We start from the raw sequence: 24,237 nt of genomic DNA, 5'->3' as shown, positions 1-24,237 counted from the left end.
GGTGAAAGCAATGAAATGGGGATTTAGATGGTACGGAGCGGCAGGCGATGCCATTCCGTTAAAACATATTCGACAGATTCCAGGAATTACTGGTGTTGTCGGTACCTTGTTAAATAAACTACCAGGTGATGTTTGGACAGTAGCCGAAATTCAGGCACTTAAACAATCGGTGGAACAAGAAGGATTAGCACTTTTAGGAATTGAAAGTGTCGCTATTCATGATGCCATTAAAGCGGGGACGGATCAACGAGACCACTATATTGATAATTATCGCCAGACGTTGCGTAACTTGGGGAAATGCGGAATTTCCTTAGTGTGCTACAGTTTCAAACCTATTTTTGGTTGGGCTAAAACGGACTTGGCGTATGAGAATGAAGATGGTAGCTTATCGTTGTTATTTGATCAAGCTGTGGTAGAGAACATGCAGCCAGAAGACATGTATCAATTAATTCACAGTCAGTCAAAAGGATTCCGGTTACCAGGTTGGGAAGAGGAGCGTTTGCAACAATTTCAAGAATTGAAAGCCATGTATGCCGGCGTAACGGAAGAAGATTTGGTCGAAAATTTGCGCTACTTTTTAGAACGTGTGATTCCTGTCTGTGAAGAAGAAAATATCAAAATGGGGATTCACCCTGATGATCCACCTTGGGAAATTTTTGGTTTGCCAAGAATCACTAAAAATTTAGCGGATTTAAAACGGATCCTTTCCTTGGTGGACTCACCAGCAAATGGGATTACATTTTGTACAGGTTCCCTCGGTGCGGACCCGACGAATGATTTGCCTACTATGATTCGTGAAATAGGTCACAGAATTAATTTTGTTCATTTCCGCAATGTGAAGTATTTAGGTGAGCATCGTTTTGAAGAAACGGCGCATCCGAGTGTCGCTGGTTCGTTAGATATGGCGGAATTAATGCAAGCACTGGTAGACGTAGGGTATGAAGGCGTTATTCGTCCTGATCATGGGCGGGCAATTTGGGATGAAAAAGCGATGCCTGGTTATGGTTTATATGATCGAGCAATGGGGTTGACCTATATTCAAGGACTGTACGAAGCAACCAAAGCCAAACAAAATAGGAAGTGACAGAATGGAAACAAAAGTTGAAAAAAATCAACTGTATCAACAATTAGCGACATGTAAACTTTTACCACTATACACTGCAACAGATTTACGCTATTTGCCACAAGTAGAATCAGTCTTAGTAGAAAACGAATTACCGTTTATTGAAGTCACTTTTCGGAGTCAGCTGGCCTTGCCTGCCATCAAACAACTTGCTGCTTCAGGGAATTTAATTGTGGGCGCAGGAACTGTTAGAACCTTGAAAGAAGCCCAAGAGGCAGTAGCGAACGGTGCACAGTTCATTGTTTCCCCAGCGATTGTTCCAGAAGTCATTGATTTTTGTCTGGCAAATGAGGTGCCTATTTTTCCAGGAACAGCTACGCCTGGGGAGATTCAGCGAGCGCTGGCGTATGGCTTACGAGTGGTTAAATTTTTCCCAGCCGATATTTACGGCGGGTTAAAAGCCATTAAAAGTTTAAGCGGTCCGTTTTATGATGTTCAATTTTTACCAACTGGTGGGATTGATGAAACAAACTTTATAGAGTATGTGGAAGCAGAAGAAGTATTAGCAGTGGGCGGCTCCTTTATTTTATCGGAAAAGATGCTTCAAGAAGATGAAGCTTCGGCACGCCAGCATGTTCAATCTTTACTCACGAAAATCAAAGAACGACAAGCAAAATAAAAAGATGAGGTCGGGACAGAAGCGTTTAACTCCGAGAAATAAGAAGGAATTTCCGAAAATTGTTCTGTAATTTTTGGAGAATTTCGGCTTATTTCCGAAGGAGTTGCTTCTGTTCCCGCCGTTTATAAGTTTTTGAGCGTGGAGCAAAAATCCAAAGTGATTTTTGTCCCACGCTCTCTTTTTTTTCTGTCCAAATACTACTGACATTATTTTAGTTTTCATTTTGTAAAAATAGTATAGGAGAAAAGCAATCAGTTATGTATAATTAGTGAAAGAAGGTTGCGTGAAGTAAAAATAAAAAGGAGAGCAAAGGATGTTAAAAAATGTAGAAGTGTTCTGGCAAAACTTTTTAGATAAACATGAATTAGATATTTTGATGCCCGATGTGTGGATGTTTGGTGATGGCTCTTCTGAGATGGGTAATCGTTTGGGTCAATTGGTTGTTTCTGGTCGTAAGACAGCGACATGTTCTTCTTTAGATATTTATAAGATGGAAGAAGAACAACTCCCTAAAGCTGGTCAATACGACATAATTTTAGATGGTCAGTCTCAACCGCTGGCTATTATTCGAACAACCAAAGTTGAAATTATGCCCATGAATAAGGTCTCAGAATCTTTTGCACAAGCGGAAGGTGAAGGAGATTTGACGTTGGATTATTGGTATGAAGAGCATGCACGGTTCTTTAAAGAAGAACTGGCCCCCTATCAGCTACAATTTTATCCCGACATGCTGTTAGTTTGCCAAAGTTTTGAAGTGGTGGATCTTTATACAGAAAAAGAATAGACAGAGAAGTGGTGACTGACACGATTGAAACGAGCAGTCGCCGCTTTTTTTTTACTGATTTTTTGAAAAAGTTGCGTATGTTTATATAGACAGGGTGATAGAAAAGAGATGTATATTTTAAGTGTCGAGGAAAAGATGGTACAATAACCTAAGGAATACTAACAAGGAGTGAATGTTATGAAAGAAGAATTTTCATATGAAATTTTAGAAGAAGTCGCTGTGTTATCTGAGAATGCTCGTGGCTGGCGTAAAGAATTGAATTTAATTAGTTGGAATGGTCGTCCACCAAAATTTGATTTGCGTGAGTGGGCCCCTGATCACGAAAAAATGGGTAAAGGCATCACCTTAACCAACGAAGAATTTGCTGAATTAAGCAAAACAATTAAATCCATGTAAAAGGAGCACCCTGTCAATGAAAAGTATGACTGGATTTGGAAAAAAGACCATTCAAAATGAAAATTATCAATTGGATATCGAAGTCAAAAGTGTCAACCAGCGGTTTTTAGATATTCAATTGCGTATGCCAAAGGAACTGAATGCCTATGAACTGGTGATTCGGCAAGTAATCAAACGCACGTTAAAACGTGGACGTGTGGAAGTCTATGTAAATCTCCAAAAAATCGGCAACAATCAAAAAGAAGTGCGCGTGCAGTGGGACTTAATTGATCAATTATTAAATTCGGTAGATCAACATTTAAAGGAAAACTATCCGGAAGCAACGTTTGATGCAGGGGACACGGTCAACCATTTATTAAAGCAAAATGATTTTGTCGAAATAGTGGAAGCAGAAATTGCTGATCAGACATTTGAACCATTTCTTGTTCAAGCATTTGAAGCAGCCATCGCTAGTCTTGACCAAAGCCGTGTGCAAGAAGGAACGCAAATTAAACAAGTCCTGCTTGACTATGTAGCAGTGTTGACCCAATCAATTCAAGAGCTGCAAGCGTTTGTGGGCGTTTTTGAACAAGAATACCGTCAACGTTTTGAAGCGAAATTAAACGAATGGTTAGGTAGCCAAGTGGATGAAACACGCTTATTAACAGAAATGGCCATTTTATTGGAAAAAGGCGATATTCATGAAGAATTGGATCGTTTGAATATCCATATTGATAAGTTGCATCAGTTGCTTGACGAAACAGAACCAGTGGGCCGAGAACTAGATTTCTTAATTCAAGAAATGAACCGTGAAGTCAATACGATTGGTTCGAAATCAAGTCCAATTGAAATAAAAAATAGTGTCGTTCAAATGAAAACAACCTTAGAAAAGATTCGTGAACAAATTCAAAATGTCGAATAGAGAAAATGGTTTCGTGTTTTTCCAGAAAACGCTATAATATAGAAGTAACGAATAAATGACAGAGGTGAAAGCAATGACTAAATTTTATGATGTAACCTTTCAAGAATTAAGTGGTCGTTCTGTGGTAAAAACAGAAGTCGCTTCAGACAGAGAACCATTTGACGTCTGGCAAGATGCTTGTGCAAGCTATTCTGAAACAGAATTAAATATCCAAATTAACGAAGACACGTTTGTTACTTTGAATCGTCACTTTGTTGTTCGCATTGACGTGAAAGAAGTTGACGGCCCTGTCGACAAACAAGTTCGTCGTCGCGATGAATTGATGAACGTGGTCAATACGCTTTCTAATATGGGCTTATAAAAAATGCCACCAAGCATTTCACGCTTGGTGGTATTTTTTTTTAATTAGAATAAAAGAAACAAGCCAACGGCGCATAGGAAAGAAAGAACTGCGGCACTTAAAAAGATTGTCCGCATGGCTGCAGTTTTACTGCTTTCTTTGCCGTGTTTTTTCTGACGTTCTAAACGTTTTTGAAGCTGACGGGTAATTACTGAGAAGATCAGCCCGAAAAGGACTAAAACACTTGTGGCAATCGATTTGGGAATAAAATGATTCGGTTCTGCAACGGTGGTATCCCCAGAATGTTCGTTTGATTCTTCCGCAGCTTCAGCTGTTGTTTGTTTTGGCTTAACTTCTTGGTAAGCCACTTTAGGCGCTTGAACAGTACTATTTAACAATGTCAAAGGCGTGTCGACTTGCACCTGCCCTGCTACTAATTTAAAAGTAGGCTGACTGCCTTTGGGAACGACACCGTATAAATCGTTAGCCAAAGTGACTTTTTTGTGATCAATGGTTTGTGGTCCTTTGTCTAAAAGTTTTTTGCGTTCGTATGTCGTATAGGCATAGTCCAGCAAAGCATTCCCAGCAACATGCCGTTCGTATTCACCATCTTGGTTTTGCCAATTACCAACGCCTAAAATGACTTCAATTAAACGGAAATCTCCTTGTTTGACAGTCGCAATATAGTTAAAGCCGCCTGTTGGACTAGAGCCTGTTTTTAAACCATCCACGCCTTGATAACCATACTTAGCGCCTGGTAAAGAATAATTGTACGCTTCAAACGTTTCCTCGTAAGGCGTGCCGACCATTGTTTTCACCACTGGTTTATTGGTGATTTCTAAAATTTCTGGATAATTTTTCAGAAAATGATAGGTTAGTGAAGCTAAATCTCTAGCTGTAGAGACGTTATCGCCATTTGGGTCAATTCCTTGCATTTGATACAGGCCGTTAAAGGCACTTGCTTGCGCCCCACTGCAGTTGTAATAGGTAGTATTTGTCATCCCTAATTCAGCCGCTTTTTGATTCATTAAATGAACAAAGTCAGTAGGCTGGTTCCCTGAAATTAAGTTTGCCAACATGAGAGTCGCCACATTAGAAGAGGGGACAGCAATCATTTTTAACAGTTCACGGACTGGATAAGCAACACCTAACGTAATTTTGTTATTACTAATGGCATATATTTTAGAAATATCGACATCTTTTTGCGTAGCAGTCACAGTCGTATCCATTGTAAATTTTCCTTGCTCCATTGCTTCAAAGGCCAAGTACATGGTCATCACTTTGGCAATACTGGCAGGATTCCACGCTAAATCTGGTTGCTGCGACCAGAGAATTTCTCCAGAATCAGCATCAACAACGATGGCTGCTTTGGGAATGCCATCCGCTTTCAGGGTCGTCCCCATTTTTTTAGCAATCGCGGTAATATCTTCTTCTGCGTGAGTCACAGTAGGTTGGGCAAAAAAGGCCCCACAACTGACAACTAAGCCTAGCAGAAACAATGTAAATGGTTTAATTCGTGCGATGTTTCTCAGTCCTTTCTTATTCACGTTTTTTCATCCTAAAGGAGTCATCACTTCATTTTACTTAAAAAATGGCTGCCTGTATAGGAATTCTAGGTAATTTGTTTAAAAAAAGAACAAGTTATGAAAGCCAAATTAAAGAAGAAATGTTATTTTTTCAGTGAATCTCCAAGAAAGTCTTGAAAATTGCAGAAAAAAAGTGCAAAATAGAACTAATACTGTGAAATTATGTTTTGAAAGGAAGTCGTTATGTCAGAGCGCGGGTTATTAATCGTATTGTCAGGTCCTTCAGGAGTGGGGAAAGGGACTGTAAGAAAGGCTATTTTCGACAGTGAAGAAAATGATTTTCAATATTCAATCTCAATGACCACTCGGAAACAGCGAGAAGGCGAAGTGGATGGAGTAGATTACTATTTCCGTTCAAGAGAAGAATTTGAAGCGATGATTGAAGCTGGAGAAATGTTGGAATATGCGGAATATGTTGGTAACTATTATGGGACACCATTAACGTATGTTAACCAGACGCTAGATGAAGGCAAAGACGTCTTTTTAGAAATCGAAGTCCAAGGGGCTAAACAAGTCAAAGACAAAGTGCCTGATGGCGTATTTATCTTTTTGACACCCCCCGATTTAGCGGAATTAAAATCAAGAATTATTGGCCGCGGAACAGACGAAATGTCTGTGATTGAAGAACGAATGGCTGTGGCCAGAGAAGAAATCGAAATGATGGCGCTGTATGATTATGCGGTAGTGAATGATGAAGTTCCTTTAGCCGTGCAACGAATTAAAGACATTATCGCGAGTGAGCACTTCCGTGTTGACCGTGTAATTGGAAAATATATTAAAATGTTAGAGGAGATGTAGCCTTATGATGTTAAAACCGTCAATTGACTCATTGTTAAAAGAAGTCCCTTCAAAATATTCTTTGGTTATTTTAGCAAGCAAACGTGCGCATGAATTAGATGAAGGCGTTCAACCAACCGTTGAATCCTTTGATTCTGTAAAAAGTGTGGGTCGTGCGTTAGAAGAAATCGAAGCAGGAACAGTGATCAGTGATCCAAATCCTGAAGAAAAACGCGAACGTCTACGCATTGAACGTGAAGAACGCAAACGCCAACGTGAACAAGAACAAAAAGAATTAGAAAACCGTTTACGTGACGAAAAAAATTAATTGAATGAAAAACAAGTCTATGATTGAAGCTTTCTTCAAGTAAAGGCTTGTTTTTTTGTGATTGCAAATGTTGTGGGATGACTTTTGTGGTATACTGTTTTTGTAGATAAGTTATGACGGTGGCAAGCGCAAAAGAAAATGTGCTTTGCGACGAGAATCGCAATGAAATGAGAATCGTAGGAGCATACTGGAGACCCTTTTGGTGGTGCTTATGAGCATAAGTACTGAAATCTATGAAAGGGGAAAGCCGTATTTGTCCGCATTAGATGTAATTGGACTAATTTTCGACTTTGGTTTATATACCATTGCGTTGATTAGTTTGGTTGTCACTTTGCTAAAAAAAGACAAAAAGAAATAACCAGTCATAAACTTTGAACGGTTAACTGGTTATTTCTTTTTAATTAAGTAAAAACTAAGTTACTGTCATGATTCTACAGTTAGAGAGATGGACCAACATCTCTCTTTCAAAATGATTATACCATAAAAAAATGTAGAGTGCTAACACTAGTTAGCAGTGTAAGTTTCAAAGTATTTTAAGAGGATTACTAAAAGCTACTTTCTTAGATCATTTGTTTAGGAAAGCTAGCTTTTTATATTTTAAGGAGAAATTAACTAAGCTTAACAACAACGAGACACACAAGACAAATCAGTCAATCTTTAGTACAATAGGCAAAGAGAATTTACATAAAAAGGAGGACGCACCATGCAAAAAGTAGCCAAAGTTATTGTGGATGTACCAACGATGCAAACCGATCAACCATTCACTTATTTAGTTCCTGAAAATTTAAATGAGCAATTGGCTGTCGGCATGCGTGTAGAAGTGCCTTTTGGTAACGGTAATCGGCATGTTCAAGGGTTTGTTCTAGCCATTGAACCAATGGCTGCAACGGTTCTTGACGAAGCCAACGTTCAGTTGAAAGAACTAGTGGCGGTGTTGGATTTAAAACCTGTCTTAAATACAGAAATGTTGGCTTTAGCTGATTATATGAAGGAAAAAACGTTTGCCTTTAAAATCACTTGTTTGCAAACCATGTTGCCTAGCGTAATGCGTGCCGATTACCAAAAATATATTTATTTAACGGATGAGCTTTCTGAAGAATTACAAGATCAGTTATTTTATGGTTTAGAGGAAATTTCGTGGGACCAAGCGCAAGAACGTGGGCTTTTGCCTCAACTAATGGCGTTGCGTAAACAGCAAAAAGTCGATATTCGCTACGAAGTTACGACGAGAAATAAAGTCAAAATGGTCCGCTTCATTCAAGCCGCTAAGGAATTTGAACAACTAGAGGAAATTCGTTTGGGGTTACGCAAGGGAGCTAAGAAGAAAGAGCAACTTCTTTACTATTTACAACGCTTGGGCACTGAAAAAGTCACCGCTGTGAAGGAAATGAAAGAATTAGGTTTCAGTACCGCGCTTTTAAATGAAGCGGCCAAAAACGGCTGGTTAACGTTCATTGAAAAAGAAGCGTATCGTGATCCGTTTGCCAATCAGACGTTTGAAAAAACGACTGCGTTATCTTTGAATACAGAACAACAGGTGGCTGTGGAAACAATCTTACAATCGGTCCAAGAACAGCAAAGCCAAACCTACTTATTGGAAGGTATTACAGGAAGTGGGAAAACAGAAGTTTATCTACAGGTCATTGCAGAAGTTCTTAACCAAGGCAAAACAGCCATTATGCTTGTCCCTGAAATTTCTTTAACTCCACAAATGGTACAACGCTTTAAAAGTCGCTTTGGCGAACATGTTGCTGTAATGCACAGTGGCTTATCGCAAGGTGAAAAATACGATGAGTGGCGGAAGATTGAACGAGAAGAAGCGGAAGTTGTGGTTGGTGCGCGTTCTGCCATTTTTGCGCCAATCGAAAACATCGGTGTGATCATTATTGATGAAGAACACGAGGCAAGTTATAAACAAGAAGAAACCCCCCGCTACCACGCGAGAGATTTAGCGATTTGGCGTTCGGAGTACCATCATTGCCCTGTTGTTTTAGGTAGTGCCACGCCGTCCTTGGAATCACGCGCTCGCGCACAAAAAAATGTTTATCAGCGGTTACGATTAACACAGCGTGCCAATCAAGCGGCAACCTTGCCTACGATTGATGTAGTGGATATGCGGCAAGAAGTAGAAAATGGCAATGTCTCTTCTTTTTCCATGTCGTTGCAAGAAAAACTCCAAGAACGCTTAGAGAAAAACGAACAAAGTGTTCTCCTACTTAATCGCCGTGGCTATTCGTCATTTGTGATGTGTCGCGATTGTGGCTATGTGTTGCCGTGTCCGAATTGTGATATTTCCTTAACTTTGCATATGGATAGTAAAACAATGAAATGTCATTATTGTGGACATGAAGAACGGATTCCTTATCGCTGTCCTAACTGTGGCCAAGATAAAATTCGCTACTACGGAACAGGCACACAAAAAGTAGAAGAAGAATTACAAACGTTGTTACCAGACAGTCGTATTCTCCGAATGGATGTTGATACGACCCGTCGCAAAGGTGCACATGAAAAGATTTTGCGAACATTTGGTGAAGGACAAGCGGATATCTTATTAGGCACACAAATGATTGCCAAAGGACTGGACTTTCCAAATGTGACGTTAGTCGGTGTCTTAAATGCTGATACCGCCTTGAATTTACCCGATTTTCGTTCCAGTGAACGGACCTTCCAGTTATTGACACAGGTCAGCGGTCGCGCTGGTCGCGCTGAAAAACCGGGGGAAGTCATCATTCAATCTTTTAACCCCGAGCATTATGCGATACAATTGGCAAAAGCCCAAGATTATGAAGATTTTTATACAAAAGAAATGTATATCCGTCATCGTGGGGATTATCCGCCGTACTATTTTACGGTCCAAATTACGGCTAGCCATCCTGAAGAAAATGAAGCAGCGAAACAAATGTTTCAAATTGCGACGAAATTAAAACAAGGCTTATCGCCGCAAGCTATTTTGTTGGGACCAACGCCTAACGCAATTATGCGTGTCAATAATCGATACTTTTATCAAGTGATTATCAAGTATAAACAAGAACCAATGCTTCAACCATTATTGAAAGAAATTTTAACCGATACACAACGAGCAACGGCTCGTGGTTTAAAGCTTTCCATTGATGCAGAACCCATGAATTTTATTTAAAAAATACAGCTTTGAAAGGAGCACTTATGCGCTATCCAGTTGTGATTCACCCGAACGAACACTTAAAAATGAAGGCTCAACCTGTGACGATTATTACCGATGAAATTGTGCAGTTACTAGAGGATATGTATGAAACAATGCTGGCCCATGATGGGATTGGCTTAGCAGCCCCGCAAATTGGCAAAAATTTGCAAATGGCAGTAATTGAAATTGATGAAGAATCTGGTCGTTTTGAACTAATTAATCCAGTGATTATTGAAAAAAAGGGAACCAGTATTGATGTGGAAGGCTGTTTAAGTATTCCAGAAACATATGGAACCGTTGAACGAGCAGATGAAGTGACTGTCCGTTATTTTGACCGTGAAGGTGAAGAAATGGAAGTTACGGCTTACGGTTATTTAGCTCGAGCTTTTCAACACGAAATTGATCATTTGAACGGCGAGTTATTTATCGATAAAATGATTGAGAAAATTGCACCAGAAGATTTAGAAGCGTATATGGAGGAACATTTTGATGACTAAAATTGTATTTATGGGCACACCAGCCTTTTCTGTTCCGATTTTAGAAAGTTTAATCGAGGCAGGCTATGACGTTCAAGCGGTTGTCACGCAACCAGATCGACCAGTTGGCCGAAAAAAAGTGATTACCCCAACGCCTGTCAAAGAAGCAGCTTTAAAACATAACTTATTAGTCTTACAACCAGAGAAAATTTCAGGTTCTCCTGAAATGGAAAAAGTGATTGACTTAGCACCAGATTTAATTGTGACAGCAGCCTTTGGTCAATTTTTACCAGAGAAAATCTTAAAAGCGCCCAAACTAGGTGCGATTAATGTCCATGCCTCACTTTTACCAAAATATCGTGGCGGCGCACCTGTACATTACTCGATTATTGAAGGAGAAAAAGAAACAGGCGTCACGATTATGGAAATGGTGAAAAAAATGGATGCTGGCGCGATTTTATCGCAACGTGCAATTCCGATTACGAAACAAGATGATGTAGGCACCATGTTTGAAAAATTAAGCATTCTAGGAAAAGAACTTTTATTAGAAACGTTACCTAAGCTAATTGCTGGCGAAATTACGCCTATTCCACAAGTGGAAGAAGAGGCTACTTTTTCACCCAATATTACCCGAGAACAAGAACGAATTGACTGGCAAAAAACTGCTGAGGCAATTGATAACCAAGTGCGTGGTATGCGTCCTTGGCCAACAGCGTTCACAACCTATCAAGGGACCAACTGGAAAATTTGGGCAGTGACACCACTGACTGAAACAACAACCAGCGCCCCAGGAACGATTATCCAGCGTAGTAAAAAAGTGCTATGGATTGCTTGTGGTGAAGGGACAGTCCTTCAAATTGATCGCCTGCAACCAGCAGGTAAAGGTCAATTAACGATTCAAGAATTTTTAAATGGCGTTGGTCAAAATGTCGCAGAAAAAGATAAGGTGGACTAACAAAAATGGCTGAAAAAATCCCCAAGAAATTAAAACGTTCTGTTCGATACGTTGCTTTAGAAACCATCGAACGTGTGGATAAAGGTGGGGCGTACTCCAATCTTTTACTTAATGAAATGATGACAAAATCAGAACTAAGCGAGAAAGATGGCCGCTTGTTTACAGAACTTGTCTACGGCACAATTAGTCGCAAATTATTGTTGGAATACTACTTAACACCATTTGTTAAGAAACCGCAAAAAGTCGATAATTGGGTGAGAAATTTATTGATTTTATCGTTATATCAATTACTTTATTTAGATAAAGTGCCTGATCATGCAGTCATTAATGAAGCGGTTGAAATTGGCAAACGTCGTGGCAATCCTGGGATTGGTAAATTCGTGAATGGCGTGCTGCGGGCGTTCCAACGAAATGGAGCACCTAGTTTGGCAGCAATTAGCGATCCAGTTGATCGTTTAGCAACGGAAATTAGCATGCCACGTTGGTTAACAGAAAAATTACTTGCCCAATTAGGCGAAGAAGAAACACGGCAGTTAGGTTTATCATTATTTGAAAAAAGTCATGCGAGTGGCCGAGTAAACACACGGTTTATTTCACGAGAAGAAGCGCTGGAAGAATTACAAGAAACAGGGATTGCCGCGAAGGAAAGTCAACTTTCCCCTTATGGTGTTGTCGCTGAAAAAGGCTACTTAGCTGGCAGTGAACTGTTTATTAACGGTTGTTTAACCATTCAAGATGAAAGCTCTATGCTCGTGGCTCCAGCGATGCAAATTGAACCGCATCATCGTGTCTTGGATGCTTGTGCGGCTCCTGGTGGCAAAACGACTCATATCGCAACTTTTTTAGAGGCTGAAGCAGGTGGTCGTGTGACTTCTTTAGATATTCATGCGCACAAAATTAAGCTAATTAATGAAAATGCGCAACGCCTCCATGTGGCGGATGTCGTCCAAGCAGAAAAGCTTGATGCGCGACAAGTGGCCGAAGAATTTCCCGCAGAAACCTTTGATCGGATTTTAGTTGATGCACCATGTTCAGGCTTAGGGCTAATGCGCCGTAAACCAGACATTAAATACCATAAAACGGCCAATGATTTTCAAAATTTACCTAAAATTCAGTTAGAAATCTTAGAAAGTGTTGCCCCAACACTAAAACAATGGGGTATAATGGTCTATAGCACTTGTACTATTACGCCAGAAGAAAATCAGGAAGTAGTGGCAGCCTTTTTAGCCAAACACCCTGAATTTGAAAAAATTGAAATTGTTGCAAATGAAAATGTCCAAGCAGTAGTAAAAGAGCAAGAACTGGTTCTGTATCCCCATCAATACATGACAGATGGCTTCTTTATTTGCTGTATGCGGAAAGTTAGTTCAAATGAGGTGAAATAATTTGGAAATCAACGTTCAATCAGATGTCGGTCGCAAAAGAAATACGAACCAAGATTATGCCAACGTTTTTGAGAACCAACAACACATAACCTTTGCTGTTTTAGCAGATGGCATGGGTGGCCACCAAGCAGGTGATGTCGCTAGCCAAATGGCAGTCAATAATTTAGGTGAGAGTTGGTCCAATGCGTCTGTCGACTCAGCTGAAAAATCTGCACAGTGGTTAATTCAAGCAATTCAAAAGGAAAATGAAAAAATTTATGAACGCGGACAATCGAAACCAGAGTATTTAGGAATGGGGACAACCGTGGTTGGTGCCATTCTTTTACCGGATTCATTTGTCTTAGCAAATGTGGGGGACAGTCGTGCTTATTTAGTTCGTGACCAACACATGTTACAATTAACAGAAGATCATTCTTTAGTGAATGAACTAGTAAAATCAGGGGAGATTACTCGTGAGATGGCTGCAAATCATCCACGAAAAAATGTCCTAACACGTTCTTTGGGAATGCCTGGTACTGTCGAAGTCGATGTAACCAATCATGAATGGCTGCCTAATGACTATTTACTGTTATGTTCGGACGGTTTAACCAATATGGTTCCTGAGACAAAAATTTTAGAGATTTTAGAGACGTCAGATCCCTTAGAATCCAAATTAAGCCAACTCGTTGCCCAAGCAAATGAAGCGGGTGGTTTAGATAACATTACCGTGTTAGTGATACACTTTGACGAACAGAAGGAGGAAAACCAATGATAGAAATCGGCAAGAAGCTGAATGGTCGATATCACATTATTGGCAGCATCGGAAGCGGCGGCATGGCCAACGTCTATTTAGCACACGATTTAATTTTAGACCGAGACGTTGCAGTAAAAGTCTTGCGCTTTGACTTCCAAAACGATCAAGCCGCCATCCGACGTTTTCAGCGTGAAGCACTAGCCGCAACTGAGCTGGTTCACCCGAATATCGTCAGTGTGTACGATGTAGGCGAAGAAGATGGACTACAATATTTAGTCATGGAATATGTGAAAGGAATGGACTTAAAACGTTACATCCAAACGCATTTCCCAATTCCTTATTCCACAGTTGTGGACATTACGCAACAAATTTTATCTGCTGTCGCAATGGCACATGAACATAGAATTATTCACCGGGATTTAAAACCGCAAAACATTCTGATTGACGAACACGGCACAGTCAAAATTACTGACTTTGGGATTGCGATTGCCTTGTCAGAAACGTCAATTACGCAAACGAACACAATGTTAGGTTCGGTGCATTACTTATCGCCAGAACAAGCACGCGGAAGCATGGCGACCAACCAATCAGATATTTACGCTGTGGGAATTATTCTCTATGAAATGCTAACGGGGAATGTACCTTTTGATGGTGAATCAGCCGTAACGATTGCCTTAAAACATTTTCAAGAAGAAATTCCCTCTGTTAAAATGTTTGATCCAGGGATTCCTCAATCATTGGAAAATGTGGTTCGTCACGCAACCGCAAAAGACCCAAGCGATCGCTACAAAACAGCGAATGAGATGGCAGAAGACTTATACACGTCCTTGTCAGCCAGTCGTTTAAACGAACCTGCGTGGGAACCAACGGCTTTATTAGGAGAAACGAAAGTATTAACTCCGATTCCCGAAGACATCGCTGAACCGGAAGAGACAACGCCTGTCGAAGTCCCAGAAGATATCGCAGATGACATTTTAGCTGAACAACCACCGAAGAAAAACCGCAAAAAATTGTGGATTGGCTTAGCAATTGCGGCATTAATTGCTTTAGCAATAGGTGGCTTAGCCTTTGCAATGTCGGGTGGTAAAGACGTTGAAGTTCCTGATGTTACAAATGAAACGAAAGCGGACGCTTCACAAGCGCTACAAAGTGCTGGGCTGAAAGTCGATAGTGAAACCAAAAAAATTCCCGATGATAAGATTGAAGAAGGCAAGGTGGTCAAAACAGACCCCGAAGCAAAATCATCTGTGAAAAAAGGCCGATCTGTTACTTTGTACATCAGCTCTGGAACAGAAAAAATTGAGATGGCCGATTATACAAACGAATCGTATGAATCTGCTGTCGAAGCCTTGAAAAAACTAGGGTTTTCAGAAGACCAAATTACAACGAAAAAAGAATATAGTGATTCTGTGTCTACAGATAACATTATTAAACAAAAACCAGCTGCAGGTAAAAAAGTTGATCCGAAAAAAGACAAAGTCACTTTAACGGTCAGTGAAGGACCAGAAGCGGTTACTTTGCCTAGTTACGCCGGTTATTCTTACACAAATGCAGTAAATGCACTGGCACAGTTAGGCATTTCTGAATCTCAAATTACGCGTGTCGACCAAGCAAGCGATACGGTAGAACCAGGTTTAGTCATTACGCAAGACCCCGCACCAGGTGGCACCGTGACACCTAAAAATGGCCAAGTGACGTTATATGTAAGTAAAGGTAGCGACAAAGTGACACTTTCTGATTATAGCGGAATTTCTTACGATAATGCGGTAAGTCGCTTAATTGCTTTAGGTATCCCAGAATCTCAAATTAAACGAGTGGACGAAGAAAGCGACAAAGTTGAAAAAGATACCGTGATTAGTCAAGAACCAGCTTCTGGTACCGCTGTTGATCCGAAAAATGACACGATTACTTTACATGTCAGCAAAGGCAGTGACTCAGTAACTGTTCCTGATATTTCAGGTTATTCGCCAAAAGCTGCAGAAGACAGCATCAATAACGCTGGCCTTAAAATCAATGAACAAGGATTATCTGGCTCTGGCGATGGCCAAGTCGTTGAACGAACTAGCCCATCCGCTGGCAGCAAAGTCAAAAAAGGCGACTCTGTTACAGTTTATTATTCAAAAGCAAATGATTCAAAAAGCACCACTAGTGAAAGTAGTACGAGTAATTAAGACAAGAGGTTGGGATAGGAGGGTTTAGCTTCAAGAACCAAGTAGGTACTGTTTAACATCTATTTGCTTTTCAAATAGTGTTTCTCAGCAATAAGAAGAAGCTGTTCCTGTCCCGCCATTTATCTTAAGATTTAGGTCTAGGAAGGTAAGTCATTTCGACTTATGTCCTAGGCTCTTTTTAATTAATAGAATCGAGAGGCTCCCTTGATTTCTCTGCCACTATCCTGTATATTCGAAAGTAGTTAGGAGTGGTTTATCTGAAAGGTCAAATCAGAAAAGCGTTAAGCGGTTTTTATTATGTATACGCAGATGGAGAAACATATCAAACAAGAGCGCGAGGGAATTTTCGTAATCGAAAAATTACGCCACTCGTGGGAGATGAAGTACTTTTTGAAAGCGATAATTTAACAGATGGTTATGTGTTGGAAATTTTACCAAGACGAAATGAATTAGTGCGCCCGCCTGTTGCAAATGTGGATCTAGGCGTGGTTGTCATGAGTATGGTTTCGCCAAATTTTTCGTTTAATTTGTTGGATCGTTTCTTAGTCAGCTTAGAGTATAAGGATATAGAACCAGTTATTTATTTAACGAAAGTTGATCTATTAGATGAGCCGCAACGTCAAGAAGTCACTGAAATTAAACAGATTTATGAAGCGTTAGGTTATGCGGTAATCGCTTCGGAAGACGTAGAAGCCACCAAAGAATTAGAACGCTTTTTCCCAGAACGATTGACTGTTTTTATGGGACAATCAGGCGCTGGAAAATCAACATTGTTGAATCAAATTTCACCAGAATTACAACTAGCAACTGCGGAAATTTCCCAATCTTTAGGACGGGGCAAACATACGACCCGTCACGTGGAATTGATTCCGTTATACGACGGTTTGGTTGCTGATACACCAGGATTTAGTGCCATCGATTTCTTGGAGATGGAAGCAGTGGAATTACCAAAGCAATTTCCTGAATTTGTTGCCGCGGCCTCTCACTGTAAGTTTCGTGAATGTATGCACCACAAAGAACCTGGTTGTGAAGTGAAACGTCAAGTGGAAGCGGGAACCATTGCGACGAGTCGTTACGAAAATTATTTACAGTTTTTAATGGAAATCGAGAATCGACGACCTGTTTATAAGAAAAAATCATAGCAAATATAAAGGGAGCGAGCCAAATGAAACTAGCACCATCCATTTTAAGTGCCGATTTTGCCAATTTAGAAAGAGATATCCGTTTAGTAGAAGAATTAGGAGCAGATTATATTCATGTTGATGTTATGGACGGTCAATTTGTGCCCAACATTACCTTAGGACCGAATATCGTTTCAGCGATTCGTCCAGTGACAAAACTACCATTGGATGTTCATTTGATGATTGTACAACCTGAAAACTATATCAATGCCTTTGCGGAAGCCGGTGCGGATATTATTACCGTCCATCAAGAAGCAACACCCCATATTCATCGTGCCTTACAAATGATTAAAAATGCGGGTGTGAAAGCTGGCGTAACCATCAATCCTGGGACACCACTTTCGATGATTGAAAATGTATTAGACTTAGCAGACCAAGTCTTGGTAATGACTGTCAATCCAGGTTTTGGCGGACAATCATTTATTGAAAACTCACTAGAAAAAATTGCTCAATTAAAAGAATGGAAAGAAACAAAAGGATACACCTATGAAATTGAAGTCGATGGCGGGATTGTTCCTGAAACTGCCGCACGTTGTAAAGAAGCCGGTGCGGAAGTGTTTGTTGCAGGCTCCTACATTTATAATGCTGAAAATCCTCAAGAACGAATCGATGCACTGAGAGCAGTGCTAGACAAATGAGTCGTGTCTTACTGGTAGCTGGCGGTAATCCAAGTGATTGGCCAACCTTTGAACCAGCTACGTATGATTATTTCGTAGGTATTGATCGCGGCTGTCTCCATTTATTAGAGGCCGATTTACCGTTACAATTAGCGGTAGGCGATTTTGATTCATTATCACGAGAAGAATACCATTTTGTCCAAGAAACTGCCGAAACACTCATTCAAGCACCTGCTGAAAAAGATGATACAGATACACAATTAGCGCTTCAAGAAGCTTTACAACGATTTCCACAAGCAGAGATGACGATTATCGGTGCGACAGGGGGCAGAATTGACCACCTGTTAGCCAATCTTTGGTTACCCTTTGAACCACGATTTCAAGGCGTACTTCGCCAAATCCGTCTATGCGATCGTCAAAATAGCATCCAGTATTACGCCCCTGGTTCGTATATCGTACCAAAAGAGCCAGATAAAGAATATCTGGCCTACTGCTGTTTGACGCCTGTAGAAAACTTGACGCTACGACGCAGTAAATATTTATTAACCAATCAAGATGTTCCTTACCCAACATCGTATGCAAGTAATGAATTTATCGAAGAAGCCGCTGCTTTTTCCTTCGATGCAGGGATGATTGCGGTTATTCAAAGTAAAGATAAGTAAAAAGAGGTTGGACCTTCAGTAAAGTGATGAAGGTCCAACCTCTTTTTTTATGCAATAAAAAAAGCCGAACAACGAACGTCCAGCTTTGCTTATTTAAGTTTATTAAACACGTTCGATTTTACCAGATTTCAAAGCACGAGTTGACACCCAAACTTTTTTAGGTTTACCATCGATTAATACGCGAACTTTTTGTAAGTTAGGTTTCACAGTGCGTTTTGTTGAGTTCATCGCATGTGAACGGTTATTACCACTTGAAGTCTTACGACCAGTGAAGTAACATACTTTTGCCATTTTAAGTTTCCTCCTTTGCCTTGATCTTGGAGCGATAATATTCAGCTCATACTAACTTAATTTATCATATTAGGCACTGATTTGCAAGAAGATTTTTTTCTATGATTTGACTTTAGCAATCAAAAAGAGTAAATTGAAATCTTGCTAGAATGTTCACTTAGAAGTGGAAGAATGAAAATATCTGACGAACTTCCTTTTAATTAAAGGCTGGATATGATAAAATGTTATGGAAGAAAATAGGGCGAATGTGCTCTTATAAGGAGGCTTTCATCAATGGCTGTAAAAATTCAAACACCCGCAGGTACCATTGAGATTACCAATGATGTGATCGCTACAGTAGTTGGCGGAGCTGCGACAGATATTTACGGAATTGTCGGAATGGCAAGCAAAAATCAAATTAAAGATAACTTAAACGATATTTTACGTCGTGAGAATTACTCACGTGGTGTCGTTGTTCGTCAAGAAGACAACGGAATCGCAGTGGATGTCTACACGATTGTTAGTTATGGTACAAAAATTTCTGAAGTTTCTCGTAACGTCCAAGAAAAAGTAAAATATAATCTTGAAACATTATTAGGTGTCACTGCGAATTCAGTTAACGTTTTTGTTCAAGGAGTTCGTGTATTACCGGATTAGAGGTAGTGTACTGTCAACGATGCAATTGCACAAGGAAGTCGTGTGTTGCCGTTAGCGGTAAATCTGAAGGAGGATTTTTTAGGTGAATGTAACAGAAATCAGCGCAGGTCAGTTCCAGGAAATGGTCCAGGCAGGTGCGACTCGTCTGCACACAAATGCAGAATATGTCAACTCATTAAACGTTTTCCCTGTACCCGATGGTGATACAGGAACAAATATGAACTTATCAATGACCAGTGGTGCAAAGGCTGTGGCCGATTCTCGCTCTGAAAAAGTAGGAGAATTAGCAGGTGCGTTATCCAAAGGGTTATTAATGGGTGCTCGTGGAAACTCTGGGGTTATTTTATCTCAATTATTCCGCGGCTTCTCAAAACAAATTCCTGAGGTTACAACATTAAATGCCAAAGACTTGGCCGCTGCATTTACACATGGTGTAGAAACAGCGTATAAAGCAGTGATGAAACCCGTTGAAGGAACAATCTTAACTGTTTCTCGTGAAGCGGCGCGTTCTGGTGAACGTAAAGCGAAAGAAACAGATGACTGTATCGAAGTTATGACAGCTGTTGTAGCAGGCGCTAAACGTGCCTTAGCGAAAACACCTGATTTATTACCTGTCCTAAAAGAAGTCGGCGTTGTAGATAGTGGGGGTCAAGGACTACTATTTATCTATGAAGGATTTTTAGAAGCGCTTAGTGGTGAATTTTTACCAACTGAAACGTATGAACCAAGTCCTGCCGAAATGGACGAAATGGTTAATGCTGAACATCATCGTGGTGTTAGTGGTCACGTTGCGACAGAAGACATTAAATTTGGCTATTGTACAGAAATTATGGTTCGTATCGGCGAAGGCCCAACCGTGGACAGCGCTTTTGATTATGAAACATTCAGAAACTACTTAAATGAACTAGGCGATTCTCTATTAGTCGTTAACGATGACGAAATTATCAAAGTTCACGTGCACACTGAGCATCCAGGTGAAGTGATGAACTACGGCCAAAAATTTGGTTCGTTAGTAAAAATAAAAGTAGACAATATGCGTTTACAACATGAAACGTTAGTTGAACGCGATGCTCAGCAAGAAGCGTTGACTGAAAAAGTTCGCGTACCGTTTGCTGTGATTGCTATTGCAGCCGGTGAAGGCGTTCAAGAATTATTCCGAAGTTTAGGTGCAAGCTACATTATTAGTGGTGGCCAAACAATGAACCCAAGTACGGAAGATATTTTAAAAGCAGTCAAAGAAGTGAATGCAGAGCAAGTCATTATTTTACCAAATAACAAAAACATCTTTATGGCGGCTGATCAAGCAGCAGAAGTTGCCGATGTACCAGTAGCGGTTGTTCCATCTAAAACCATTTCTCAAGGAATGACAGCAATGTTAGCTTTCAATGATCAACAATCATTAGAAGAAAACAAAGCAAGTATGACGGAAATGTTAGACAGCGTTGTGAGTGGTCAAGTAACCACAGCTGTTCGTGACACAACCATTGATGACGTTGAAATTAAAAAAGATGACTTCTTAGGAATGATTGATGGTAAAATCGTCGTTTCTGAAGCAGATCGTTTTAATGCATCATTAGACACGTTGAACCGCATGATTGATGAAGACACTGAAATCGTGACAATTATTGTCGGCGAAGATGGTTCGGTTGAAGAAGCTGAAAAGCTAATCGCTATTTTAGTTTCTGAAAACGATGAACTAGAAACAGAACTTCATGAAGGTGGACAACCTGTGTATCCATACTTATTCTCAGCAGAATAGGTTTTCGTGATGAAAAAATAAAAACGAATAGGCTGGTTCATTAGTTAGGGCTAATGAACCAGCCTATTTAATGAATGATCCATTTTTTTGCGTATATTAATGAGGAGGGGATTTTATGGACATCACAGATTTAGTCAGCGTATTGCCCGGTGTTGGCCCAAAACGTGCTGAAAATTTACAAGAACTGGGGATTGCTACAATTGAAGACTTATTGACGTATTATCCCTTCCGCTACGATGATATCCAAGAAAAGGATTTAAGCGAGATTCAGGATCAGGAAAAAGTTACGCTAAAAGGGCTAGTGGTTTCGGAAGCAGTCGTTAGTCGGTACGGTTATAAGAAGAGCCGGTTAACGTTTCGAATGATGCAAGAACATGCGGTCATTAATGTTTCCTTCTTCAATCAACCTTTTTTAAAAGACAAAGTAGTTCTTTCCGAAGAAATTGCTGTTTATGGCAAATGGGACGCCAAGAGAAAATCATTAAATGGCATGAAAATCTTAGCTTCTAAAGGAGACAATGAAGATTTCGCCCCCATTTATCATGTGAATAAAAAAGTCCGCCAAAGCACGTTGGTTCAGTTAATCCGCACTGCTTTTGAAGAGTATGGTTCACTGGTTGAAGAGATTTTACCGAATGATTTATTAGAAAAGTACCGCTTGATGCCTAGAAAAGAAGCAATGTGGGCGATGCATTTTCCCAGTAATCCAGAAGAAAGTCATCAAGCTAAACGACGAGTAGTCTTTGAAGAGTTTTTCCTTTTCCAACTTAAAATGCAAGGATTGAAGAAACAAGAAAAAGCGGAAAAAAATGGTTTAGCTATTCAATATGACGTGGATCGCTTAAAAACGTTCACCCAAGGACTGCCTTTTGAATTGACAGGCGCCCAAAAAAAAGTGACCAATGAAATTTGTCGAGACTTGCGAAGTCCGAAGCATATGCAACGATTGCTTCAAGGTGACGTGGGGAGTGGGAAAACGGTAGTGGCTGCGATTGCGCTATACGCCACCATGACCGCTGGCTTTCAAGGGGCGTTAATGGTTCCGACTGAAATTTTAGCGCAACAGCACATGGAAAGCTTACAGCAGTTGTTTGATCCATTAGAAGTGCGAACGGCCTTATTAACAGGTTCCACCAAAACGAAAGAACGTCGTCTAATCCTCGAAGAACTGGCCAATGGCGAGATTGACATTGTGGTAGGGACCCATGCTTTGATACAACAAGATGTCAGTTTCCATCAATTAGGTTTGGTAATCACCGATGAGCAACATCGTTTTGGTGTGAACCAGAGAAAAATATTAAGAGAAAAAGGCTTAAAACCAGATGTTCTATTTATGACGGCCACTCCGATTCCTCGAACGCTGGCCATTACAGCCTATGGCGAAATGGATGTATCAATCATTGATGAAATGCCAGCTGGACGGATTCCAATCGAAACACGTTGGATTCGGCCGCCGCAGTTAGATACTGTTTTAGAATGGATGGAAAAAGAGCTGGCTCGAGGACATCAAGCCTATATTATTTGTCCCTTGATTGAAGAATCAGAAGCCTTAGATGTGAAAAACGCAACAGAAATTTTTGAACATATGCAAAGCTTTTATTCCCCAAGATATCAAGTGGGATTGCTACACGGTAAAATGAAAAACCAAGAAAAAGATGACATTATGCAGGAGTTCAAAGACAATCAGCTACAATTATTGGTTTCTACCACCGTTATTGAAGTTGGCGTGAATGTACCAAATGCCACGGTGATGTTAATTATGGATGCGGACCGGTTTGGGTTAGCACAGTTACATCAGTTACGGGGACGTGTGGGGCGTGGCTCCAGTGCATCTTATTGTATTTTAGTGGCCAATCCGAAAAATGAAATGGGCGTTGAGCGTATGAAAATCATGACAGAAACCACCAATGGTTTTGTCTTGAGTGAGCGTGATTTGGAACTTCGCGGACCTGGGGAAGTGTTCGGTGCACGGCAATCAGGGGTGCCTCAATTTGCGGTAGGAGATATCGTGACGGACTTTAACATTTTAGAAGTTGCGCGCCAAGAAGCAAGTGCCCTATGGCAAGTGAAAGAATGGTGGCAATATCCTGCTTATCAAGGCTTAGCCAATCGAGTGAAACCCCAAGATGAGGCAGCCCAATTTTTCGATTAGAAGAGGTAATTTTTGAAGCCAGAAAGTAAAAGCCAATGCGTATTTCTTTGAAAAAAATATGTTATACTTGTTAGGAAACAAAAAAGTAGGAGGGAATCACTCATGAAAATTGCTGTAGATGCAATGGGTGGAGATAACGCCCCACAAGCAATTGTTGAAGGGGTTATGCTAGCCAAACAAGACTTCCCAGACATTGAATTTCAATTATATGGAAAAGAAGCCGAAATAAAAAAATACATCACCGATGAAAAAAACATTACGATTATTCATACCGATGAAAAAATTGCTAGTGACGATGAGCCAGTTAAAGCAATCCGTCGTAAGAAAACTGCTTCCATGGTTTTAGCAGCGCAAGCAGTTAAAAATGGGGAAGCCGATGCGATTTTTTCTGCAGGCAACACCGGAGCGCTATTAGCAGCGGGTCTGTTCATTGTCGGCCGCATCAAAAATGTGGAACGTCCCGGTTTGATGTCAACTTTACCTGTCATGGGAGAACCAGACAAAGGGTTTGACATGTTAGATTTAGGAGCCAATGCAGACAATAAACCAGAACATTTGGTTCAGTATGCCGTTTTAGGTTCATTCTATGCTGAAAAAGTTCGGAACGTTCAGAATCCTCGTGTCGGTCTATTAAATAACGGAACTGAGGAAACAAAGGGCAGTGAATTAACGAAAAAAGCCTTCGAATTGTTAGCAGCAGATGAAACGATTAATTTTGTCGGAAACGTTGAAGCACGAGAATTATTAAATGGCGTAGCTGACGTGGTGGTGACAGATGGCTTCACAGGAAACGCCGTTTTAAAATCCATCGAAGGCACAGCTATGAACATGATGAGTTTGCTGAAAACAGCGATTCTTTCTGAAGGTGTCAAAGGAAAAATGGGCGCCTTATTATTAAAGAATGCGTTGCGTGGCATGAAAGACGAAATGGACTACTCAAAACATGGGGGAGCGGTTTTATTTGGCTTAAAAGCGCCAGTCATTAAAACGCATGGGGCCACGGGTCCTGATGCCGTCCGCTACACCATTCGTCAAATTCATACAATGTTAGAAACCCAAGTTGTCCCACAATTAGTGGAATATTATGAAGGCAAAGCAGAGTAATTTGCAATTGTCTTGACATCAGTTTGTTACTCAAATGAAAAAAAGATGGACAAATACCCAAATTGTGAGTACAATGTATCTTAGCGTTTTAGTAAAAGAAA

24 protein-coding genes are annotated in these 24,237 nt (G+C 40.4%); 22 read left to right on the top strand and 2 right to left on the bottom strand.

Going from position 1 to position 24,237, the window contains the following annotated elements; all coding sequences use genetic code 11:
- The first annotated feature begins 10 nt into the window (after positions 1-10).
- The 6 genes from uxuA (at position 11) to IGL37_RS12350 (ending at position 4,184) form a co-directional block, all read left to right on the top strand.
- Complete coding sequence (gene uxuA, locus IGL37_RS12375) at positions 11-1,084, top strand: mannonate dehydratase (protein WP_002388613.1); 1,074 nt, start codon at positions 11-13, stop codon at positions 1,082-1,084.
- A 4-nt stretch (positions 1,085-1,088) separates the two neighbouring features.
- Positions 1,089-1,742 carry a bifunctional 4-hydroxy-2-oxoglutarate aldolase/2-dehydro-3-deoxy-phosphogluconate aldolase gene (locus tag IGL37_RS12370; protein ID WP_002359031.1) on the top strand — a complete coding sequence of 218 codons (654 nt, stop codon included), beginning with the start codon at positions 1,089-1,091 and terminating at the stop codon, positions 1,740-1,742.
- A 313-nt stretch (positions 1,743-2,055) separates the two neighbouring features.
- The gene (locus tag IGL37_RS12365; RefSeq protein WP_033918105.1) at positions 2,056-2,526 is read left to right on the top strand and encodes an ASCH domain-containing protein; all 471 of its coding nucleotides are present in this window, start codon (positions 2,056-2,058) and stop codon (positions 2,524-2,526) included.
- 177 nt (positions 2,527-2,703) lie between these two features.
- On the top strand, positions 2,704-2,922 hold the full coding sequence (locus IGL37_RS12360; protein WP_002381076.1) for a YdbC family protein: 219 nt from the start codon (positions 2,704-2,706) through the stop codon (positions 2,920-2,922).
- Positions 2,923-2,938: 16 nt separating this feature from the next.
- The gene (locus IGL37_RS12355) at positions 2,939-3,823 is read left to right on the top strand and encodes a YicC/YloC family endoribonuclease (protein ID WP_033918104.1); all 885 of its coding nucleotides are present in this window, start codon (positions 2,939-2,941) and stop codon (positions 3,821-3,823) included.
- Between the two features lie 55 nt (positions 3,824-3,878).
- The gene (locus IGL37_RS12350) at positions 3,879-4,184 is read left to right on the top strand and encodes a hypothetical protein (protein ID WP_002383233.1); all 306 of its coding nucleotides are present in this window, start codon (positions 3,879-3,881) and stop codon (positions 4,182-4,184) included.
- Positions 4,185-4,228: 44 nt separating this feature from the next.
- Here the strand turns inward: IGL37_RS12350 and IGL37_RS12345 are convergent, their stop codons facing one another.
- Positions 4,229-5,710, bottom strand: coding sequence for a DUF1958 domain-containing protein (locus IGL37_RS12345; protein WP_002389422.1), 1,482 nt, complete (start codon positions 5,708-5,710; stop codon positions 4,229-4,231).
- A 222-nt stretch (positions 5,711-5,932) separates the two neighbouring features.
- Between IGL37_RS12345 and gmk the strand changes: the two genes are divergently transcribed.
- The 12 genes from gmk to IGL37_RS12285 all read left to right on the top strand — a co-directional run bounded on the left by gmk (position 5,933) and on the right by IGL37_RS12285 (position 18,194).
- A complete protein-coding gene (gene gmk, locus IGL37_RS12340; protein WP_002354915.1) occupies positions 5,933-6,547 on the top strand; it encodes a guanylate kinase in 615 nt (204 codons plus the stop codon).
- 4 nt (positions 6,548-6,551) lie between these two features.
- On the top strand, positions 6,552-6,854 hold the full coding sequence (rpoZ, locus tag IGL37_RS12335) for a DNA-directed RNA polymerase subunit omega (protein WP_002354916.1): 303 nt from the start codon (positions 6,552-6,554) through the stop codon (positions 6,852-6,854).
- 211 nt (positions 6,855-7,065) lie between these two features.
- Positions 7,066-7,212 carry a putative holin-like toxin gene (locus tag IGL37_RS12330; RefSeq protein ID WP_002383235.1) on the top strand — a complete coding sequence of 49 codons (147 nt, stop codon included), beginning with the start codon at positions 7,066-7,068 and terminating at the stop codon, positions 7,210-7,212.
- Between the two features lie 345 nt (positions 7,213-7,557).
- Positions 7,558-9,990: a primosomal protein N' gene (priA, locus tag IGL37_RS12325; RefSeq protein WP_033918103.1), complete on the top strand. Its 2,433-nt coding sequence runs from the start codon at positions 7,558-7,560 to the stop codon at positions 9,988-9,990.
- 26 nt (positions 9,991-10,016) lie between these two features.
- The gene (gene def / locus IGL37_RS12320; RefSeq protein ID WP_002371656.1) at positions 10,017-10,511 is read left to right on the top strand and encodes a peptide deformylase; all 495 of its coding nucleotides are present in this window, start codon (positions 10,017-10,019) and stop codon (positions 10,509-10,511) included.
- The gene (gene fmt, locus IGL37_RS12315; protein WP_002367438.1) at positions 10,504-11,445 is read left to right on the top strand and encodes a methionyl-tRNA formyltransferase; all 942 of its coding nucleotides are present in this window, start codon (positions 10,504-10,506) and stop codon (positions 11,443-11,445) included. The genes def and fmt overlap by 8 nt, the downstream gene beginning before the upstream one ends.
- Before the next feature lie 5 nt (positions 11,446-11,450).
- Positions 11,451-12,830: a 16S rRNA (cytosine(967)-C(5))-methyltransferase RsmB gene (gene rsmB, locus IGL37_RS12310; RefSeq protein WP_002367437.1), complete on the top strand. Its 1,380-nt coding sequence runs from the start codon at positions 11,451-11,453 to the stop codon at positions 12,828-12,830.
- 1 nt (position 12,831) lies between these two features.
- Complete coding sequence (locus IGL37_RS12305; RefSeq protein WP_002354922.1) at positions 12,832-13,581, top strand: Stp1/IreP family PP2C-type Ser/Thr phosphatase; 750 nt, start codon at positions 12,832-12,834, stop codon at positions 13,579-13,581.
- Complete coding sequence (gene ireK / locus IGL37_RS12300; RefSeq protein ID WP_002365367.1) at positions 13,578-15,734, top strand: serine/threonine protein kinase IreK; 2,157 nt, start codon at positions 13,578-13,580, stop codon at positions 15,732-15,734. The genes IGL37_RS12305 and ireK overlap by 4 nt, the downstream gene beginning before the upstream one ends.
- A gap of 248 nt (positions 15,735-15,982) precedes the next feature.
- Positions 15,983-16,876, top strand: coding sequence for a ribosome small subunit-dependent GTPase A (gene rsgA, locus IGL37_RS12295; protein WP_002359046.1), 894 nt, complete (start codon positions 15,983-15,985; stop codon positions 16,874-16,876).
- Between the two features lie 23 nt (positions 16,877-16,899).
- Positions 16,900-17,553 carry a ribulose-phosphate 3-epimerase gene (gene rpe, locus IGL37_RS12290; protein WP_002354925.1) on the top strand — a complete coding sequence of 218 codons (654 nt, stop codon included), beginning with the start codon at positions 16,900-16,902 and terminating at the stop codon, positions 17,551-17,553.
- Entirely contained in the window at positions 17,550-18,194 is a 645-nt protein-coding gene (locus IGL37_RS12285; RefSeq protein WP_002354926.1) for a thiamine diphosphokinase, read from the top strand. The genes rpe and IGL37_RS12285 overlap by 4 nt, the downstream gene beginning before the upstream one ends.
- 102 nt (positions 18,195-18,296) lie before the next feature.
- On the opposite strand, the gene rpmB is transcribed toward IGL37_RS12285, so the two are convergent.
- Positions 18,297-18,485 carry a 50S ribosomal protein L28 gene (gene rpmB / locus IGL37_RS12280; protein ID WP_002354928.1) on the bottom strand — a complete coding sequence of 63 codons (189 nt, stop codon included), beginning with the start codon at positions 18,483-18,485 and terminating at the stop codon, positions 18,297-18,299.
- 273 nt (positions 18,486-18,758) lie between these two features.
- Here rpmB and IGL37_RS12275 point away from each other — a divergent pair, with 273 nt between their 5' ends.
- The 4 genes from IGL37_RS12275 (at position 18,759) to plsX (ending at position 24,136) form a co-directional block, all read left to right on the top strand.
- Complete coding sequence (locus IGL37_RS12275) at positions 18,759-19,121, top strand: Asp23/Gls24 family envelope stress response protein (protein ID WP_002354933.1); 363 nt, start codon at positions 18,759-18,761, stop codon at positions 19,119-19,121.
- A gap of 82 nt (positions 19,122-19,203) precedes the next feature.
- Positions 19,204-20,880 carry a DAK2 domain-containing protein gene (locus IGL37_RS12270; protein ID WP_002354936.1) on the top strand — a complete coding sequence of 559 codons (1,677 nt, stop codon included), beginning with the start codon at positions 19,204-19,206 and terminating at the stop codon, positions 20,878-20,880.
- Positions 20,881-20,995: 115 nt separating this feature from the next.
- A complete protein-coding gene (gene recG / locus IGL37_RS12265; protein ID WP_002359051.1) occupies positions 20,996-23,032 on the top strand; it encodes an ATP-dependent DNA helicase RecG in 2,037 nt (678 codons plus the stop codon).
- A gap of 102 nt (positions 23,033-23,134) precedes the next feature.
- Positions 23,135-24,136 carry a phosphate acyltransferase PlsX gene (plsX, locus tag IGL37_RS12260; protein WP_002354938.1) on the top strand — a complete coding sequence of 334 codons (1,002 nt, stop codon included), beginning with the start codon at positions 23,135-23,137 and terminating at the stop codon, positions 24,134-24,136.
- Positions 24,137-24,237: the final 101 nt, after the last annotated feature.

The sequence above is a fragment of the Enterococcus sp. AZ119 genome, from assembly GCF_050546175.1.
In the GTDB taxonomy this organism is placed as follows: Bacteria; Bacillota; Bacilli; order Lactobacillales; family Enterococcaceae; genus Enterococcus; species Enterococcus faecalis.
This window is presented reverse-complemented; position numbering and strand designations above follow the sequence as displayed.

Coding starts and splice junctions, on each gene's coding strand:
- IGL37_RS12350 (WP_002383233.1), top strand. CDS start 3,879: ATGACAGAGGTGAAAGCAATGACTAAATTTTATGATGTAACCTTTCAA.
- uxuA (WP_002388613.1), top strand. CDS start 11: ATGAAATGGGGATTTAGATGGTACGGAGCGGCAGGCGATGCCATTCCG.
- IGL37_RS12330 (WP_002383235.1), top strand. CDS start 7,066: ATGAGCATAAGTACTGAAATCTATGAAAGGGGAAAGCCGTATTTGTCC.
- priA (WP_033918103.1), top strand. CDS start 7,558: ATGCAAAAAGTAGCCAAAGTTATTGTGGATGTACCAACGATGCAAACC.
- plsX (WP_002354938.1), top strand. CDS start 23,135: ATGAAAATTGCTGTAGATGCAATGGGTGGAGATAACGCCCCACAAGCA.
- gmk (WP_002354915.1), top strand. CDS start 5,933: ATGTCAGAGCGCGGGTTATTAATCGTATTGTCAGGTCCTTCAGGAGTG.
- IGL37_RS12370 (WP_002359031.1), top strand. CDS start 1,089: ATGGAAACAAAAGTTGAAAAAAATCAACTGTATCAACAATTAGCGACA.
- recG (WP_002359051.1), top strand. CDS start 20,996: ATGGACATCACAGATTTAGTCAGCGTATTGCCCGGTGTTGGCCCAAAA.
- IGL37_RS12360 (WP_002381076.1), top strand. CDS start 2,704: ATGAAAGAAGAATTTTCATATGAAATTTTAGAAGAAGTCGCTGTGTTA.
- def (WP_002371656.1), top strand. CDS start 10,017: ATGCGCTATCCAGTTGTGATTCACCCGAACGAACACTTAAAAATGAAG.
- rpmB (WP_002354928.1), bottom strand. CDS start 18,485: ATGGCAAAAGTATGTTACTTCACTGGTCGTAAGACTTCAAGTGGTAAT.
- IGL37_RS12365 (WP_033918105.1), top strand. CDS start 2,056: ATGTTAAAAAATGTAGAAGTGTTCTGGCAAAACTTTTTAGATAAACAT.
- ireK (WP_002365367.1), top strand. CDS start 13,578: ATGATAGAAATCGGCAAGAAGCTGAATGGTCGATATCACATTATTGGC.
- IGL37_RS12275 (WP_002354933.1), top strand. CDS start 18,759: ATGGCTGTAAAAATTCAAACACCCGCAGGTACCATTGAGATTACCAAT.
- rpe (WP_002354925.1), top strand. CDS start 16,900: ATGAAACTAGCACCATCCATTTTAAGTGCCGATTTTGCCAATTTAGAA.
- IGL37_RS12285 (WP_002354926.1), top strand. CDS start 17,550: ATGAGTCGTGTCTTACTGGTAGCTGGCGGTAATCCAAGTGATTGGCCA.
- rsmB (WP_002367437.1), top strand. CDS start 11,451: ATGGCTGAAAAAATCCCCAAGAAATTAAAACGTTCTGTTCGATACGTT.
- IGL37_RS12355 (WP_033918104.1), top strand. CDS start 2,939: ATGAAAAGTATGACTGGATTTGGAAAAAAGACCATTCAAAATGAAAAT.
- rpoZ (WP_002354916.1), top strand. CDS start 6,552: ATGATGTTAAAACCGTCAATTGACTCATTGTTAAAAGAAGTCCCTTCA.
- fmt (WP_002367438.1), top strand. CDS start 10,504: ATGACTAAAATTGTATTTATGGGCACACCAGCCTTTTCTGTTCCGATT.